Here is a 13163-nt window from a genome sequence, read left to right as displayed (position 1 = left end):
TCGGCGCGGTCGAAGTCGAAGAACACCAGGTAGGTGCGCGCCGGAGCCGGCGCCGCGGCCGGGGCCGGAGCAACCGGGGCCGGCACCGGCGGCGCGGGCTGGTTGAAGGCGTAGCGCACGCCCAGCATGGCGGAATGGTTGTGGGCCTGATCCACCTCGTAGGACCCGCGGGAAACCACGCCGCCCGCCGGATTGGTGACGGTGCCGTCGAACTTGGACTGCAGGGTGCCGGTGTAGCGGTATTCCGCCGTCACGGAGAGGCCCGGAACCGCGCTGATCGGGAAGGCGAGGCCGGCCATGCCCTGATAAGCGAACTGCCCCACCGTGTCGTCGATGCGCACGGAGTTGCCGCCCGGCGTGAGGCGCGTGCCGCTGGCCTCCAGATCCGTCCACATGTAGCCGACACCGCCGCCGATATACGGCACCACCGCCACCGGCATGTTGGGGAACCAGCGCGGCAGCTGGAAGTCGTAGTAGAGGTTGGCAAACACGCCGTATTGCTGCATGTCGCCGTCGATGCCCCGGAACGCCACGCCCGGCGGGCCGCCGGCGCGGTTCTGGAAGCCGCCCAGCCGGTCAACATTGTTGTAGCGGTAGCTGCCCTCGATCTCGGTCCTCAGGCCGTTGCCGAAGCCCCAGCCCAGGGCCAGGGCGCCCATGAAGCCTTCCTCGAAGCCGAGGTTGCCCTGGTTGTTGCCGGAGGTGCCATTGAAGTAGGCATCGTTGCCGCCCCGGGCGGTCAGGCCGCGTGAATCCGAATGGTTCCAACCCGCGCCGGCGCCGAGATACAGGCCCTGCACCGGCTCTGCGGCGGGGTTCGGGATCCAGGTGGTGGGCGAATACCAGGCATCCTGGGCCATGGCCATTCCGGGAGTGGCCAGGATCGTGGCGGCGAGGAGGATCTTGCGTAGCGACATTCTGCGTATTCCTTGGCAAACCGAGTGCGTCGGTTGCCCTCAGTGGGGGGGCGTGCCAGGAATGATGAAGGACGCCGCCCAGTTTCCGCCGCTGCAGGGGGTACGGGGAGAGTGTTGCGCCGGCACCACAGCAGGCCCACACCCAGGCAAGCCGCTCGCATGAGCGTGAGCGGATATTACAATTAAGCATATGAAAAATAATGGAAAAATATTCCATTCCCTGGGGATGGCGAAGAAGCCTTCCGCAGGGCCGTTTCATTGCGGGTGCTGTCAAGAAAAATCAGTGATGCGGGGAGGCGGAAGACCTTTCCTTCCCCGCTTCTTGTCAGAAGCCCGCGCCCGGCTCCCGCAGGTAAGCTTCTTCCTCGGCCGTGGAAGCGCGGCCCAGGATGGCATTGCGATGCGGGAAGCGTCCGAAGCGGCGGATCACGTCGCGATGCCGGAGGGCATAGTCGATGGAGCCGCCCTCCGCCCGATGCTCAGGGTAATCCCGCAGCCGCTCGAACAGCGAGACGGAGAGGTCCTGGTCCGCCAGCGCCTCCGAATGCTCGAAGGGAAGGTACAGGAACACGCGGGCGGCGGGCGGCAAGGCTTCGTCATGCCGGTGTGTCAGCACGGCTTCCCGCGCCGCCTCGCGTGCCTTGGGGTCATAGGCGAAGGCCCGTTCCTGCCCTCGGAACAGGTTGCGCGGGAACTGGTCCAGCACCAGCAGCAGCGCCAGACTGCCTTCCGGCGTGCCGAGCCAGTGGTCGAAGGCGCCATCCCGCGCCTGGTCCGGCAGCGTCCAGAAGCTTTTCCGGATCGCCTCGTCGAAAGCTTCGTCCCGCCGGAACCAGGCCGCGCGCTGCGTGTCCAGCCCATCCGCGAACCAGAAGTCGAGAATGGCTTTCTGTTGCCGATCCAGGCCGCTCATGCCGCGGCGCCCCTCGCCACCAGGTCACGGCAGATCCCGGCGCCGATCTCGAAGGAGCGTAGCCGGGCTTGGTGGTCATGGATCTGCGCCGTCAGCATCACCTCATCCACGCCTGTCTGTTCCAGGAAGCCTTGTAGCTGCTGCCGGACGGTTTCGGGCGAGCCGACGGCGGAACAGGACAGGCTATGGTCCACGCCCGCCAGCCGTGCCTCCTGGCGCAGCGCCTCCACATCCTCGGCCGGCGGCGGCAGCTTCCCGGGGCTGCCGCGGCGCAGGCTCAGGAATTGCTGCTGCACCGAGGTGAAAAGGCGCTGCGCCTCGGCGTCCGTCCCGGCGGCGAACAGGTTGAAGCCGGCCATGGCGTAGGGCCGCTCCAGGGTGGCCGAGGGACGGAAGCCTTCCCGGTACACTTCCAGCGCCTGCATCAGCATCTGCGGCGCGAAATGCGAGGCGAAGGCGAAGGGCAGGCCGAGGGCCGCCGCCAGTTGCGCGCTGAACAGGCTAGAGCCGAGCAGCCAGATGGGAATGTCCATGCCGCCGCCCGGCACGGCCTGCACGGGCTGGCCTGGCTCCACCTCAGCGAACCAGCGCTGCAGCTCCACCACATCCTGCGGGAAGCTGTCGCCATCGTTCTGCATGTTGCGGCGGAGGGCGCGAGCGGTCCGCATGTCGGTGCCGGGCGCCCGGCCCAGCCCCAGGTCGATGCGCCCCGGGAACAGGGCATTCAGCGTGCCGAACTGCTCGGCGATGACCAGGGGAGCATGGTTGGGCAGCATGATGCCGCCCGAACCCACCCGGATGCGGCTGGTGCCGGCGGCCACATGGCCGATCACCACCGCGGTCGCGGCGCTGGCGATGCCGGGCATGTTGTGGTGCTCGGCCAGCCAGAAACGGTGATAGCCCCATCGTTCCGCATGCTGCGCGAGATCGAGGGAATTGCGGAAAGCCTGGGCGGGCTCGGACCCTTGCGGCACGGGAGCGAGATCGAGAACCGAGAAACGGAGCATCGGGCAGTTCTTCTCCAGCGGGAAGCCATCGCCCCTCAGTCGGGGCGTCGTTGCACGGCATATGGGGCGCAGAGGGCGGCTTCGCAGGGGGATGGGGTTGGCAGGAGCCATGCCGGCATCCCACCTTGCAGGTCCAGACATTGTCCAGGAGCCCACCGATGAGCACGCCGATCGACCCGGAAACCCGCCTGCAGCTCGAAGCGGCCGCCTTCCGCCGCCTGGTGGAGCACCTGCGCGAGCGCAGCGACGTGCAGAACATCGACCTGATGAACCTGGCGGGCTTCTGCCGCAACTGCCTCAGCCGCTGGTACCGCGAGGCCGCCGAGGCCCAGGGGATTGCCCTTCCCGATGCCGAGGCGCGCGAGACGATCTACGGCATGCCCTACAAGGAGTGGCAGGCCAGGCACCAGAAGGAGGCCACGCCGGAGCAGCAGGCGCGCTTCGCCGCGCGCGACCCGCATCACTGATGGCGCGGGAAAAGCGCGCTTTGCCGGCCCCCGGAGCCGGGCTATACCGCGCCGCCCATGGACCGGTGGAACACTGCCAGCCGGTCACCAGTAGCTTGGAGTAGCGCGATGTCCGAGGCCGTCGAAACCCAGGATCAGGATGCCGAGGTCGGAGGCATTGCCGCGGACCGGCTGCGTTCGATCATCGAGCGCGTCGAGCGTCTGGAGGAGGAGCGCAAGGCGCTCGCCGACGACATCAAGGACATCTTCGCCGAGGCCAAGTCGGCCGGCTTCGAGGTGAAGGTCATCCGCCAGATCATCCGCATCCGCAAGCAGGAGCCGGCCGAGGTGGAGGAGCAGGAAACCCTGCTGGACCTGTACCGCCGCGCTCTCGGCATGTGAGGCAATGGGCGCGGGTTCGGTCTCCGCGCCCTTCCGGCCGGCCTCAACTGGCCGGCCACCGGAAAGCCCCTGGCCGCTGCCCGCGCACGGGGCCACAGGAACAGGGGCTGCCGTTGCGATCCTCTCTGCTGACCACGCTGGCGACGGTGTTCGCCCTGTTGCTGGGCTATGCCCTGCTGCAGATGGGCAACACGCTCCAGGGATCGCTACTGACCCTGCGCGGCGGGCGGGAGGGCTTCCCGGCGCTGGCCATCGGCCTGACTGGTTCGGGCTTCTATGTGGGCCTGATGGCGGGTTCGCTGCTGGGCGGCGGCCTGGTGCGCGCGGTGGGGCATACCCGGGCCTTTGCGGCGCTCGCGGCCATCGCGTCCACCGTGCCGCTGCTGCATGTGATGCTGGTTTATCCCTGGCTCTGGCCCCTGGGGCGGGTCATGACGGGCTTCTGCTTCGCTGGCCTGTTCATTGTGGTGGAAAGCTGGCTGAACGGGGCTTCCACCAGCGCAGTGCGCGGGCAGATCCTCAGCATCTATGGCATGACCGGCATGATCGCCGGTGTGGGCGGCCAGATGCTGCTGACGATCGCTCCTCCGACCAGCTTCGTGCCGTTCTGCCTGGTTTCCATCATCATCTCGCTGGCCCTGGTGCCGGTGGTGCTGTCCCGTGCACAGGCGCCGGTGCAGAATGACGGAGAGAGCGCGGGCGGCGCCACGCTGAACCTCCGGCGGCTCTACGGACAATCGCCCTTCGGCGTCGTGGCGGCCGCCCTGGTGGGCATCAGCACCGGCTCCTTTTATTCCCTCGGCCCGCTTTTCGCCCAGCGTTCCGGCCTGGATGCCGTGGAGGTCGCGACCTTCATGGCGATGGGCTCCCTGGGCGGCTTCCTGTTCACCTGGCCGATGGGCTGGCTGTCGGACCGGATCGACCGTCGGCGCCTGATCGTCGGGCTCGCCACAACGGCGGCGCTGGCCCTTCTGTGGATGCTGCTGGCGGTGCCCGAGCATCCCCCGCGCAGCCTGACCTATCTTCTTGTGGCCACGTTCGGTGCGCTGGTCATTCCGGCCTATAGCCTGATCCTGGCGCATGTGAACGACCACGTCCCGCCTGGCGAGTTCGCCGCGGCCTCGGGTGGCTTGCTGATCCTGTGGGGCGCCGGTGCCGCCGCTGGGCCGCTGATTGGCGGCGCGGCCATGTCGGCCATGGGGAACCAAGCGCTGGGCTGGCTGATCATGGGAGCGCAGACCGGCATCGCGGCCTGGGGCCTGTACCGCATGAGCCAGCGTGCCGCGCCCGATGCGAAGGAGGACTTCCTGGTGATGCCGGTGCAGCCCGTGGGAACCGAACTGGTGGCCGTGGCCGAGGAAGTGGCGGCGGAGCGCAGCGCCGCCTCTTGAAAGAGGCAGCCCTGCTGCCCAAGTAGAAAAAATCGGTGGTGCGTGGCCATGAGCCATGCATCGGCTTTTCAGCCAGATGCGGCTCGACCGAGCCGAGCTATCTCCGATGAAAGCCCTGAAACTTAACGCTTCTTACCACGTTTCTGGGCCGTTGCCTCAGGCAACGCTTCTTCAATCTCTTATTCTCAGGATGGGTTGGACCGCAACAGGCCCAGCCCCAATCAGGAAAAAATGCAAACTCACCACAAGACTACCTTGAACGCGCCGAGCACGGCGAACCATGATGCTGGCAAGCAGGCGCCGCCAATGCATCCCGTTGCCTGGTCGCAGGCTGAAATCCGCCGTCTCGTCATGGAAACCATCGGCTGATCGCCGTCCCTTACCCGTAGATTTCTTCCACCTTGTCCTGGTGCTGCTGCACGACCACGCGGCGGCGGACCTTCATTGTCGGCGTCAACTGACCGTTCTCGATGGAGAAAGCCGGCACCATCCGGTACCCGCGCACCCGGTGCGGTGGTGGAAGCTGCGCATTCACCCGCGCGATCGCCGCGGCCGCGGCCTCGGCCTTGCCTTCGGCGGGCACGATCAGGGCGGCCACGAAGGGCCGGCCTTCACCCACAAGGGCCGCCTGCGCGATTTCAGGCTCTGCCATCAGCAGGCTTTCCACGCGCGCCGGGCTGACCATTTCCCCGCCCTGGGTCTTGATGAAATCCCGCTTGCGGTCGGTGATGCGGAGCTGGCCGTTGGCCAACTCACCCATATCCCCGGTGTGCAGCCATGCTTCGCCGCCCGGTGCATCCGGCTTCAGCGCCTGGGCGGTGGCCTCAGGATTGTTCCAGTAGCCATCCATTACAAGCTCCCCCCGGACCAGCACCTCGCCATCCGGGGCGATGCGGAGGCTGACGCCCGGAAGCGGCCTTCCGACGCTGTGGCGGTCATTATCCCAGGGGAGGTTGACGCTGATGACCGGGCCGGCCTCTGTCTGGCCGTAGCCTTGCAGGACCGGAAGGCCCAGGGCCAGGAAGAAGCCGGACAATCCGGGGTCCAGCCTCGCCCCGCCGGACACCAGGGCCGTCAGCCGGCCGCCGAAGCGCGCCTGCACCCGCCGCCGCACAAGCCGGTCGAGCAGCTTGTCCTGCAGCTTCTCCCATGCCGTCAGGGCAGGGCCGTCCAGCCGCCGGAGGCCGAGGCGCAGGGCGGCGTCGAAAAGGCGGCGCTGGAATGCGGGCTGCTTTTCCAGCCCCGCCAGGATGCGGGCACGCAGCACCTCGAACAGCCGCGGCACGGCGGTCACGACATGGGGCCTGATTTCCGTGAACTCGGCCGCGAGGCGCTCGGCGCCCCGGCTGAAAACGATCTCCAGCCCGAAGGAGGACAGGAGATAGGCCACTGTGTGCTCATAGGCATGGGACAGCGGCAGGAAGGACAGGTAGCAGGCATCGCGCGGCAGGCCGAGGCGACGCACGAAGTCGGTGATGCCGCGGCGGTTGGCCAGCATGGCCCGGTGCGGCAGCATGACGCCCTTGGCGGGCCCGCCGGTGCCGGAGGTGTAGATCAGGCAGGCCAGTCTGCCGGCCGGGATCTGGTCCGCCTCCGCGGCCAGCATCGGCAGGTCGCCGGGCGTGGCGCAAAGCTCGGCCCATGACAGCGTGTCGGGCGCCGCTTCCATGCAGATCCGCAGGTCCAGCCCCGCCGCGCCCGCAGCGTCCTTCAGCTGGGCCGCCAGCCGCGCTGTCGAGGCAATGGCGCAACGCGCGCCGGAATCCCGCAGCAGATGGGCGTGGTCCTCAACCGTGTTGGTGACATAGGCCGGAACCGGGACGGCTCCGATCGCCATCAGCGCGAGATCCGCGATCAGGAATTCAGGTCGGTTCTCCGACACCAGAAGCACCCGGTCCCCGGGTCCGATCCCGCGCGCGCGCAAGCCGGCCGCCACGGCGGCCACCTGCAGGGCAAAGGCGCCCCGGTTCAGGCTGCGCCATTGGCCATCGCGCCAGAAGCGCAACATCGGCCGGTCCGGTGAGGCCCGTGCCAGGTCGAACATCATGGCGGGCAGGCTGGTCCAGTTTTCCTCGGCAGGCATCGTTTGGGGCGGTGTCCTTGCTGCGGGGAGGGCGAGCCGCGAGGGCCACCACGGCGGTGATCGCGGCCACAGGCGCTTGGCCTGTCCGATCAAGGGATTATATCGGTGGAAGCGAACCCACAACCGCAAGGTCCACCGTGCAGCTTTCCCATGCCCGCTCCGCCTCCCGCGATACCGCCGGCCGCCCGCAGGCGGCGGGCGTGCCCGGCACCCTGCCCGAATGGGATCTTTCCGACCTTTACGCCAGCTCCGCCGACCCCGCGCTGGAAACGGACCTGGCGCGGGCCGAGGCGGATGCGAAGGCGTTCCATGCGGCGCTCGCCGGCAGGCTGCCGGGCATTTCCGGCGACGACCTGGCCGAGGCGATCCGGCGTTATGAGGCGATCGAGGAAGTCCTCGGCCGCGTGATGTCCTTTGCCTCCCTGTCCTTCGCCACCGATGCCCAGGACCCGGCGAATGGGCGCTTCCTGCAAACCATGCAGGAGCGGGTGACGGCGATCTCGTCCAACCTGCTGTTCTTCACGCTGGAACTGAACAAGCTGGAGGAGGCGGACCTGGAAGCGAAGCTCCGTTCCCCTGCGCTCGAACGATTCCGGCCTTTCCTGCGCGATCTCCGCGTGTTCCGCCCGCACCAGCTGTCCGACGAGGTGGAGCGGCTGCTGCACGAAAAGGAGGTCACCGGCCGCGCAGCGTGGAACCGCCTGTTCGATGAAACCGTCGCCGCCATGGAGGTGAAGGTCGGCGGGGAGGTGCTGAACGTTTCCGGCGCGCTGAACAAATTGTCCGACCCCGACCGCGCGGTGCGTCAGGCGGCGGCGAAGGGGGTTTCCGCGGCCTTTGGCGAAAAGGCGCGGTTGTTCACCCTGATCACCAACACCCTGGCCAAGGACAAGGAAATCGTCGATGGCTGGCGGAAATATCCGCGCCCCGGCAGCAGCCGCAACCGCGCCAACATGGTCGAGGACGAGGTGGTGGACGCGCTGGTGACGGCCGTCATCGAAAGCTTTCCCAGCCTGTCCCACCGCTATTACGCGATGAAGGCGCGCTGGCTCGGCCTGCCCAAGCTGCAGCACTGGGACCGGAACGCGCCGCTGCCGGATGAGGATAGCAGCGATATCCCCTGGGATGCCGCCCGGGACCGCGTTCTGTCCGCCTATTCCGGCTTCAGCCCGGAACTGGGCCGGATCGGCCGTGAGTTCTTCGAGAAGCCCTGGATCGACGCGGTTCTGCGCCCCGGCAAGGCCTCGGGCGCCTTCGCCCATCCCACCGTGCCGTCGGCGCACCCCTATCTGCTGCTGAACTATCACGGCAAGGCGCGCGACGTGATGACCCTGGCGCATGAGCTGGGCCACGGAGTGCACCAGGTCCTGGCCTCCGGCCATGGCTACCTGATGTCCGGCACGCCCCTGACCCTGGCCGAAACGGCCAGCGTCTTCGGCGAGATGCTCACCTTCCGCGCGGTGCTGGATGCCGAGACGGACCCGAAGCGGCGCCGTGCCCTGTTGGCCGGCAAGGTGGAGGACATGCTGAACACGGTGGTGCGGCAGATCGCCTTCTACCGCTTCGAAACCTTGCTGCACGATGCGCGTCGCAAGGGCGAGCTGTCGCGGGAGGAGATCGGCGCCCTGTGGATGCAGGTGCAGACCGAGAGCCTCGGCCCGGCCTTCGAGTTCACGCCAGACTACGAGATCTACTGGTCCTACATCCCGCACTTCGTCCACACGCCTTTCTACGTGTACGCCTATGCCTTCGGTGATTGCCTGGTGAACGCGCTTTACGGGGTGTTCCAGGAGGGCAGCGTTCCGGATTTCCAGAACAAGTACATGGATCTCCTGCGGGCCGGTGGGACGCTTCGGCACAAGGAGCTCCTGGCGCCATTCGGGCTGGACGCTTCCGATCCGGCCTTCTGGCACAAGGGCCTGAATGTCATTTCCGGCTTCATTGACGAGTTGGAGCGCGCCGATGGCTGACGACCGCGAAGGCAGTACGCTGTTTGGCGAGATCCGCCGGATGGCCCGCACCTCGGGCGCGGTGGGTGGCATCGCCGCGCGCGTGGCCGGCGAGCGGTATTTGGGCATCAAGACCGACAAGGCGGTCCATGCCAATGACCTGAAGGCGCTGCTCGGCGGGTTGAAGGGGCCGCTGATGAAGGTGGCGCAGTTCCTGACCACGGTGCCGAACGCGCTGCCGCCGGAATACGCCAAGGAACTGGCGGCCTTGCAGGCCAATGCGCCGCCCATGGGCTGGGCCTTCGTGCGGCGCCGCATGTCGACCGAGCTGGGGCCAGACTGGCAATCCCGCTTCAAGACCTTCGGCCATGAGGCCGCCGCGGCGGCCAGCCTGGGCCAGGTTCACCGCGGAACCTTGCCGGATGGCCGGGACGTGGCCTGCAAGCTGCAATACCCGGATATGTCCAGCGTGGTGGAGGCCGACCTCCGGCAGCTGAAGATCGCCATGGGCCTGTTCGCCCGCATGGACGATGCCATCCAGCATGACGACGTTTACCTCGAGCTCTGCGACCGGCTGCGGGAAGAGCTGGATTATTCCCGCGAAGCGGCGCAGATGCGCCTTTACAACCTGATGCTGGCCAATGAGCCCACCATCCGCACGCCGGTGCCGGTTGAGGGTTATTGCACCCGCCGCCTGCTGACGATGAACTGGCTCGATGGGCGGCCCATCCTCGAGCGGCTGGCGGAAGATCCCCCGCAGGAGGAGCGGGACGCTTATGCGACTGCGCTGTTCCGGGCCTGGTACAAGCCTTTCTACCAGTATGGCGTGATCCATGGCGATCCGCATCTGGGCAACTATCAGGTGCGGCAGCCGCGGGACGGAGAGCCGGCGGGCATCAACCTGCTGGATTTCGGAGCGATTCGCGTCTTTCCGCCGAGCTTCCTGTCGGGCGTCATCATGCTTTACGAGGCGATCCGCGACAACGACCAGGACAAGGCGGCCGAGGCCTACCGGATCTGGGGCTTCACCAATCTTTCCAGGGAAAAGATGGAGGTCCTGGGCCTTTGGGCCAAGTTCCTCCATGAGCCGCTGCTGGACGACCGGGTGCGGCCCATCCAGGAAGTGGATGATCCCGATTTCGGGCGCAAGGTCGCCGCCCAGGTGCATGCCGGCCTGAAGCGCACCGGCGGCGTCAAGCCGCCACGGGAGTTCGTGCTGGTGGATCGCGGGGCGGTCGGCCTCGGCAGCGCCTTCATGCGCCTGGGCGCGAGGCTGAACTGGCACCGCATGTTCAACGAGCTGATCGCCGGCTACAATGAGGCGGAGGTTGCCCGCCGGCAGGCCGATGCCCTGCGCGACGCGGGCGTGCCGCCCGGCGCGGTCTGATGGAAAAGGGCCGGAAAACCTTTCCGGCCCTTTTTTTCAAGCTTGGTAGGGCGGCTTGTGCAGCCCGGCGGGGGAATAGGTGAAGACCTCGCACCCTGCCTCGGTGATGCCGATCATATGTTCGAACTGCGCCGACAGGCTGCGGTCGCGGGTCACGGCCGTCCAGCCATCATCCAGGATCTTCACGTCGTAGCGGCCGGTATTCACCATGGGCTCGATCGTGAACACCATGCCTGGCTTCAGCTCGGCCCCTTCGCCGGGGCGGCCGAAATGCAGCACATTGGGGGGTGCGTGGAAGGTGCGGCCGATCCCATGGCCGCAGAAATCGCGCACCACGCTGAAGCGGTGCTTCTCGACATAGCTCTGGATGGCATGGCCGATGTCGCCGAGCCGGGCGCCCGGCCGCGCGGCGGCGATGCCCCGCATCATGCTTTCATGCGTGACGTCGAGCAGCAGCTTGGCCTTGGTGTTCGGCTGGCCCGCCACATACATGCGGCTGGTGTCGCCATACCAGCCATCCAGGATCACGGTGACATCGATGTTCAGGATGTCGCCGTTCTGCAGCGCGCGGGCGCCCGGGATGCCGTGGCACACGACATGATTGATCGAGATGCAGACCGACTTCGGATAACCCCGATAGCCGAGGCAGGCCGAGACGGCGCCATTCGCCCGGATGAACTCGTCGCAAAGGCGATCCAGCTCATCGGTCGTGACACCCGGCTGCACATGCGGCGCGATCATGTCGAGCGTCGCGGCCGCAAGCTGCCCCGCGCGGCGCAGCCCTTCGAAATCTTGCGGCGCGTACAGGGTGATCCGCCGCGCCTCGGCACCAGAATGTTCCATGATGCTGCAAGATGCGCGGCCAGCCGAGGGGTTGCAAGCGCCCTGGCCGCAAGCCTCCACTGCGATCAGTGGCGGGTGGGGCCGCCGGCCTTGTGCTCGACCGTGCCCAGAGCATCGGCCAGCCGTGCCTGGGCACTCCCGCGCCGCGCCGGCTGAGGCTGGCCCTCGGCAGGTGCCCAGCCTGTCAGAATGACCATCTCCAGCGGCATGGCGACGCTGCCGTCCTGGGAGGGCAGGGTGCTGAAGGCCAGGGGAAACAATGCCCTGGGTGGAATCCGGGAATCGCGCGCCAGGACGGCGTTGCCTTCGCCAGCCGCGCGAAGATCGGCGATCAGCGCCATGGGGGTGCGGAAGCGGAGGTCCAGCCGGTCCCGGTCGGCCACCGGCATGGCGAAGCCGGCGCGTTGCAGCAATGCCGCTCCGTCCCGCAATTCCGGAAAAGGCGAGATGCGGGGGCTGATGCCGCCCCGCAGGGTGGCTTCCGCCTCGGCCAGGGTCGTCCGCAAGGATTGCAGCGTCCCCAGGATCGGCAGGCTGGCCAGAAACAATCCGTCCGGCGCCAGGGCCTGCCGGATCTGCAGCAACGCGCCGGGCAGGTCATTCACCCAGTGCAGGGACAGATTGGCCACGACCAGGTCGAAGCTGGCCGGCGCGAAGGGAAGCCATTCCTCGTCCGCCGCCAGGGGCAGGCCGCCGGCACGGCCCGCCATGCGGGGCGAAAGGTCGATCGACACGACATGGTCGACCCCGCGGGCCCGAAGGGCAGGGGCCACGCTGCCGCGACCGCCGATATCGAGCGCGCGGCTGAAGCGGCGCGACGTGTCCTCAAGGCGATCCAGAAGGATCTCCGCCGCCGCTTCCAGCACGGGCGTCACCCGCTGGATGCTAGGGGCAGCCCGCTCACGCCGGCGGCGCAGAAGGGCTCGGTCGAAGATCCGCATCGGGTCAGACATGTGGCGCAGATGCGCCGGCCGGCGGCGCGCCGCAAGTCGCTTGCGGAGCAGATCATGGCTGTCCTACAGATCACGAAATGGTGAACGCTCTGGGCGGATTGAGGAAGCTGCACGGCTTCGGCAGGGTTGCGCTGGACGCGCTGCTGCTGCCGCGCTGTGTCGCCTGCGGCGAGGTTTCCCTCAGCCATGGGGCAGCATGCCCGGATTGCTTCGCGGCCCTGACGCCGCTCAGTGAGCCGCAATGCCGGTGCTGCGGCACGCCGTTCCTGCATGAAGGGCAGGCGGCGGGGATGGATGACGCCGGCAAGGCCTGGTGTGGCCGCTGTGCCGAGGAACCCCCGATCTACGGGCAGGCACGCGCCGCCTATCTTTATGACGACGGCTCCAAGCGGCTTTTGCTGCCGTTCAAGCATGGCGACCGCACGGAACTGGCCCTGCCGCTCGCCCGGCAGATGGCGCGGGCGGGGCGGGAACTGCTGGACCATGCGGATCTCCTGCTGCCCGTGCCGCTGCACCGCCGGCGGCTGATGCACCGGCGCTACAACCAGGCAGCGCTGCTGGCGCGCCAGTTGTCGCGCCTGTCCGGCATCCCCTGGGCACCGAACCTGTTGCTGCGGCCGCGCCGCACGCCGCCGCTCGGGCCATTGGGCGCCCTGGCCCGCGCCGAGGTGTTGCGCGGTGCCTTTGCCCTGGCGGCCCGGGACCGTCCCAGGATCGACGGTCGCCGCATTCTGCTGGTGGACGATGTGCTGACCTCGGGGGCCACCGTGTCCGCCTGCACTGCCGTTCTCCTGGAGGCCGGGGCACGCTCCGTCGATGTGCTGGCCGTGGCGCGCGTGGCCGATCCGCGGCTGGTGGAAGCGCCATGAAGC

At 67.8% G+C, this 13163-nt stretch carries 12 protein-coding genes; 6 read left to right on the top strand and 6 right to left on the bottom strand.

Going from position 1 to position 13163, the window contains the following annotated elements:
• The 3 genes from F0Q34_RS19725 to F0Q34_RS19715 form a co-directional block, all read right to left on the bottom strand.
• On the bottom strand, positions 1 to 917 hold a 917-nt coding region (locus F0Q34_RS19725; RefSeq protein ID WP_149814042.1), incomplete at its 3' end, for an outer membrane protein.
• Between the two features lie 325 nt (positions 918 to 1242).
• Positions 1243 to 1830 (bottom strand): DUF924 family protein, encoded by a 588-nt coding sequence (locus F0Q34_RS19720; RefSeq protein WP_149814041.1) that lies wholly within the window; start codon positions 1828 to 1830, stop codon positions 1243 to 1245.
• Entirely contained in the window at positions 1827 to 2837 is a 1011-nt protein-coding gene (locus F0Q34_RS19715) for an LLM class flavin-dependent oxidoreductase (protein WP_149814040.1), read from the bottom strand. The genes F0Q34_RS19720 and F0Q34_RS19715 overlap by 4 nt, the downstream gene beginning before the upstream one ends.
• A gap of 158 nt (positions 2838 to 2995) precedes the next feature.
• Between F0Q34_RS19715 and F0Q34_RS19710 the strand changes: the two genes are divergently transcribed.
• The 3 genes from F0Q34_RS19710 to F0Q34_RS19700 all read left to right on the top strand — a co-directional run bounded on the left by F0Q34_RS19710 (position 2996) and on the right by F0Q34_RS19700 (position 5076).
• Positions 2996 to 3304 carry a DUF1244 domain-containing protein gene (locus F0Q34_RS19710; RefSeq protein ID WP_149814039.1) on the top strand — a complete coding sequence of 103 codons (309 nt, stop codon included), beginning with the start codon at positions 2996 to 2998 and terminating at the stop codon, positions 3302 to 3304.
• A gap of 108 nt (positions 3305 to 3412) precedes the next feature.
• The gene (locus tag F0Q34_RS19705) at positions 3413 to 3685 is read left to right on the top strand and encodes a DUF2312 domain-containing protein (protein WP_149814038.1); all 273 of its coding nucleotides are present in this window, start codon (positions 3413 to 3415) and stop codon (positions 3683 to 3685) included.
• Positions 3686 to 3798: 113 nt separating this feature from the next.
• A complete protein-coding gene (locus F0Q34_RS19700) occupies positions 3799 to 5076 on the top strand; it encodes an MFS transporter (RefSeq protein WP_149814037.1) in 1278 nt (425 codons plus the stop codon).
• 379 nt (positions 5077 to 5455) lie between these two features.
• On the opposite strand, the gene F0Q34_RS19695 is transcribed toward F0Q34_RS19700, so the two are convergent.
• On the bottom strand, positions 5456 to 7159 hold the full coding sequence (locus tag F0Q34_RS19695; RefSeq protein ID WP_149814036.1) for an AMP-dependent synthetase/ligase: 1704 nt from the start codon (positions 7157 to 7159) through the stop codon (positions 5456 to 5458).
• Between the two features lie 137 nt (positions 7160 to 7296).
• On the opposite strand from F0Q34_RS19695, the gene F0Q34_RS19690 reads away from it, so the two are divergent.
• Both F0Q34_RS19690 and F0Q34_RS19685 read left to right on the top strand, forming a co-directional pair.
• On the top strand, positions 7297 to 9129 hold the full coding sequence (locus tag F0Q34_RS19690) for a M3 family oligoendopeptidase (RefSeq protein WP_149814035.1): 1833 nt from the start codon (positions 7297 to 7299) through the stop codon (positions 9127 to 9129).
• Complete coding sequence (locus F0Q34_RS19685; RefSeq protein WP_149814034.1) at positions 9122 to 10495, top strand: ABC1 kinase family protein; 1374 nt, start codon at positions 9122 to 9124, stop codon at positions 10493 to 10495. Before F0Q34_RS19690 ends, F0Q34_RS19685 begins: the two co-directional genes overlap by 8 nt.
• Before the next feature lie 36 nt (positions 10496 to 10531).
• Here F0Q34_RS19685 and map read toward each other — a convergent pair whose 3' ends face one another.
• Together map and F0Q34_RS19675 are read right to left on the bottom strand one after the other, a co-directional pair.
• The gene (gene map / locus F0Q34_RS19680; protein ID WP_149814033.1) at positions 10532 to 11338 is read right to left on the bottom strand and encodes a type I methionyl aminopeptidase; all 807 of its coding nucleotides are present in this window, start codon (positions 11336 to 11338) and stop codon (positions 10532 to 10534) included.
• 65 nt (positions 11339 to 11403) lie between these two features.
• Positions 11404 to 12291 (bottom strand): methyltransferase domain-containing protein, encoded by an 888-nt coding sequence (locus F0Q34_RS19675; protein ID WP_174242080.1) that lies wholly within the window; start codon positions 12289 to 12291, stop codon positions 11404 to 11406.
• A 77-nt stretch (positions 12292 to 12368) separates the two neighbouring features.
• Here F0Q34_RS19675 and F0Q34_RS19670 point away from each other — a divergent pair, with 77 nt between their 5' ends.
• A complete protein-coding gene (locus F0Q34_RS19670) occupies positions 12369 to 13160 on the top strand; it encodes a ComF family protein (RefSeq protein WP_149814031.1) in 792 nt (263 codons plus the stop codon).
• Positions 13161 to 13163: the final 3 nt, after the last annotated feature.

The organism is Teichococcus oryzae (genome assembly GCF_008386565.1).
GTDB classification, from domain to species: Bacteria; Pseudomonadota; Alphaproteobacteria; order Acetobacterales; family Acetobacteraceae; genus Pseudoroseomonas; species Pseudoroseomonas oryzae.
Note: the sequence above shows the minus strand (reverse complement) of the source record. Positions and strands in the feature narration are given on the sequence as shown.

Bases quoted from the DNA above. Each gene is read 5' to 3' on its own strand.
- F0Q34_RS19720 (WP_149814041.1), bottom strand. From the start codon at position 1,830: ATGAGCGGCCTGGATCGGCAACAGAAAGCCATTCTCGACTTCTGGTTC.
- F0Q34_RS19715 (WP_149814040.1), bottom strand. From the start codon at position 2,837: ATGCTCCGTTTCTCGGTTCTCGATCTCGCTCCCGTGCCGCAAGGGTCC.
- F0Q34_RS19710 (WP_149814039.1), top strand. From the start codon at position 2,996: ATGAGCACGCCGATCGACCCGGAAACCCGCCTGCAGCTCGAAGCGGCC.
- F0Q34_RS19705 (WP_149814038.1), top strand. From the start codon at position 3,413: ATGTCCGAGGCCGTCGAAACCCAGGATCAGGATGCCGAGGTCGGAGGC.
- F0Q34_RS19695 (WP_149814036.1), bottom strand. From the start codon at position 7,159: ATGCCTGCCGAGGAAAACTGGACCAGCCTGCCCGCCATGATGTTCGAC.
- F0Q34_RS19685 (WP_149814034.1), top strand. From the start codon at position 9,122: ATGGCTGACGACCGCGAAGGCAGTACGCTGTTTGGCGAGATCCGCCGG.
- map (WP_149814033.1), bottom strand. From the start codon at position 11,338: ATGGAACATTCTGGTGCCGAGGCGCGGCGGATCACCCTGTACGCGCCG.
- F0Q34_RS19675 (WP_174242080.1), bottom strand. From the start codon at position 12,291: ATGTCTGACCCGATGCGGATCTTCGACCGAGCCCTTCTGCGCCGCCGG.
- F0Q34_RS19670 (WP_149814031.1), top strand. From the start codon at position 12,369: ATGGTGAACGCTCTGGGCGGATTGAGGAAGCTGCACGGCTTCGGCAGG.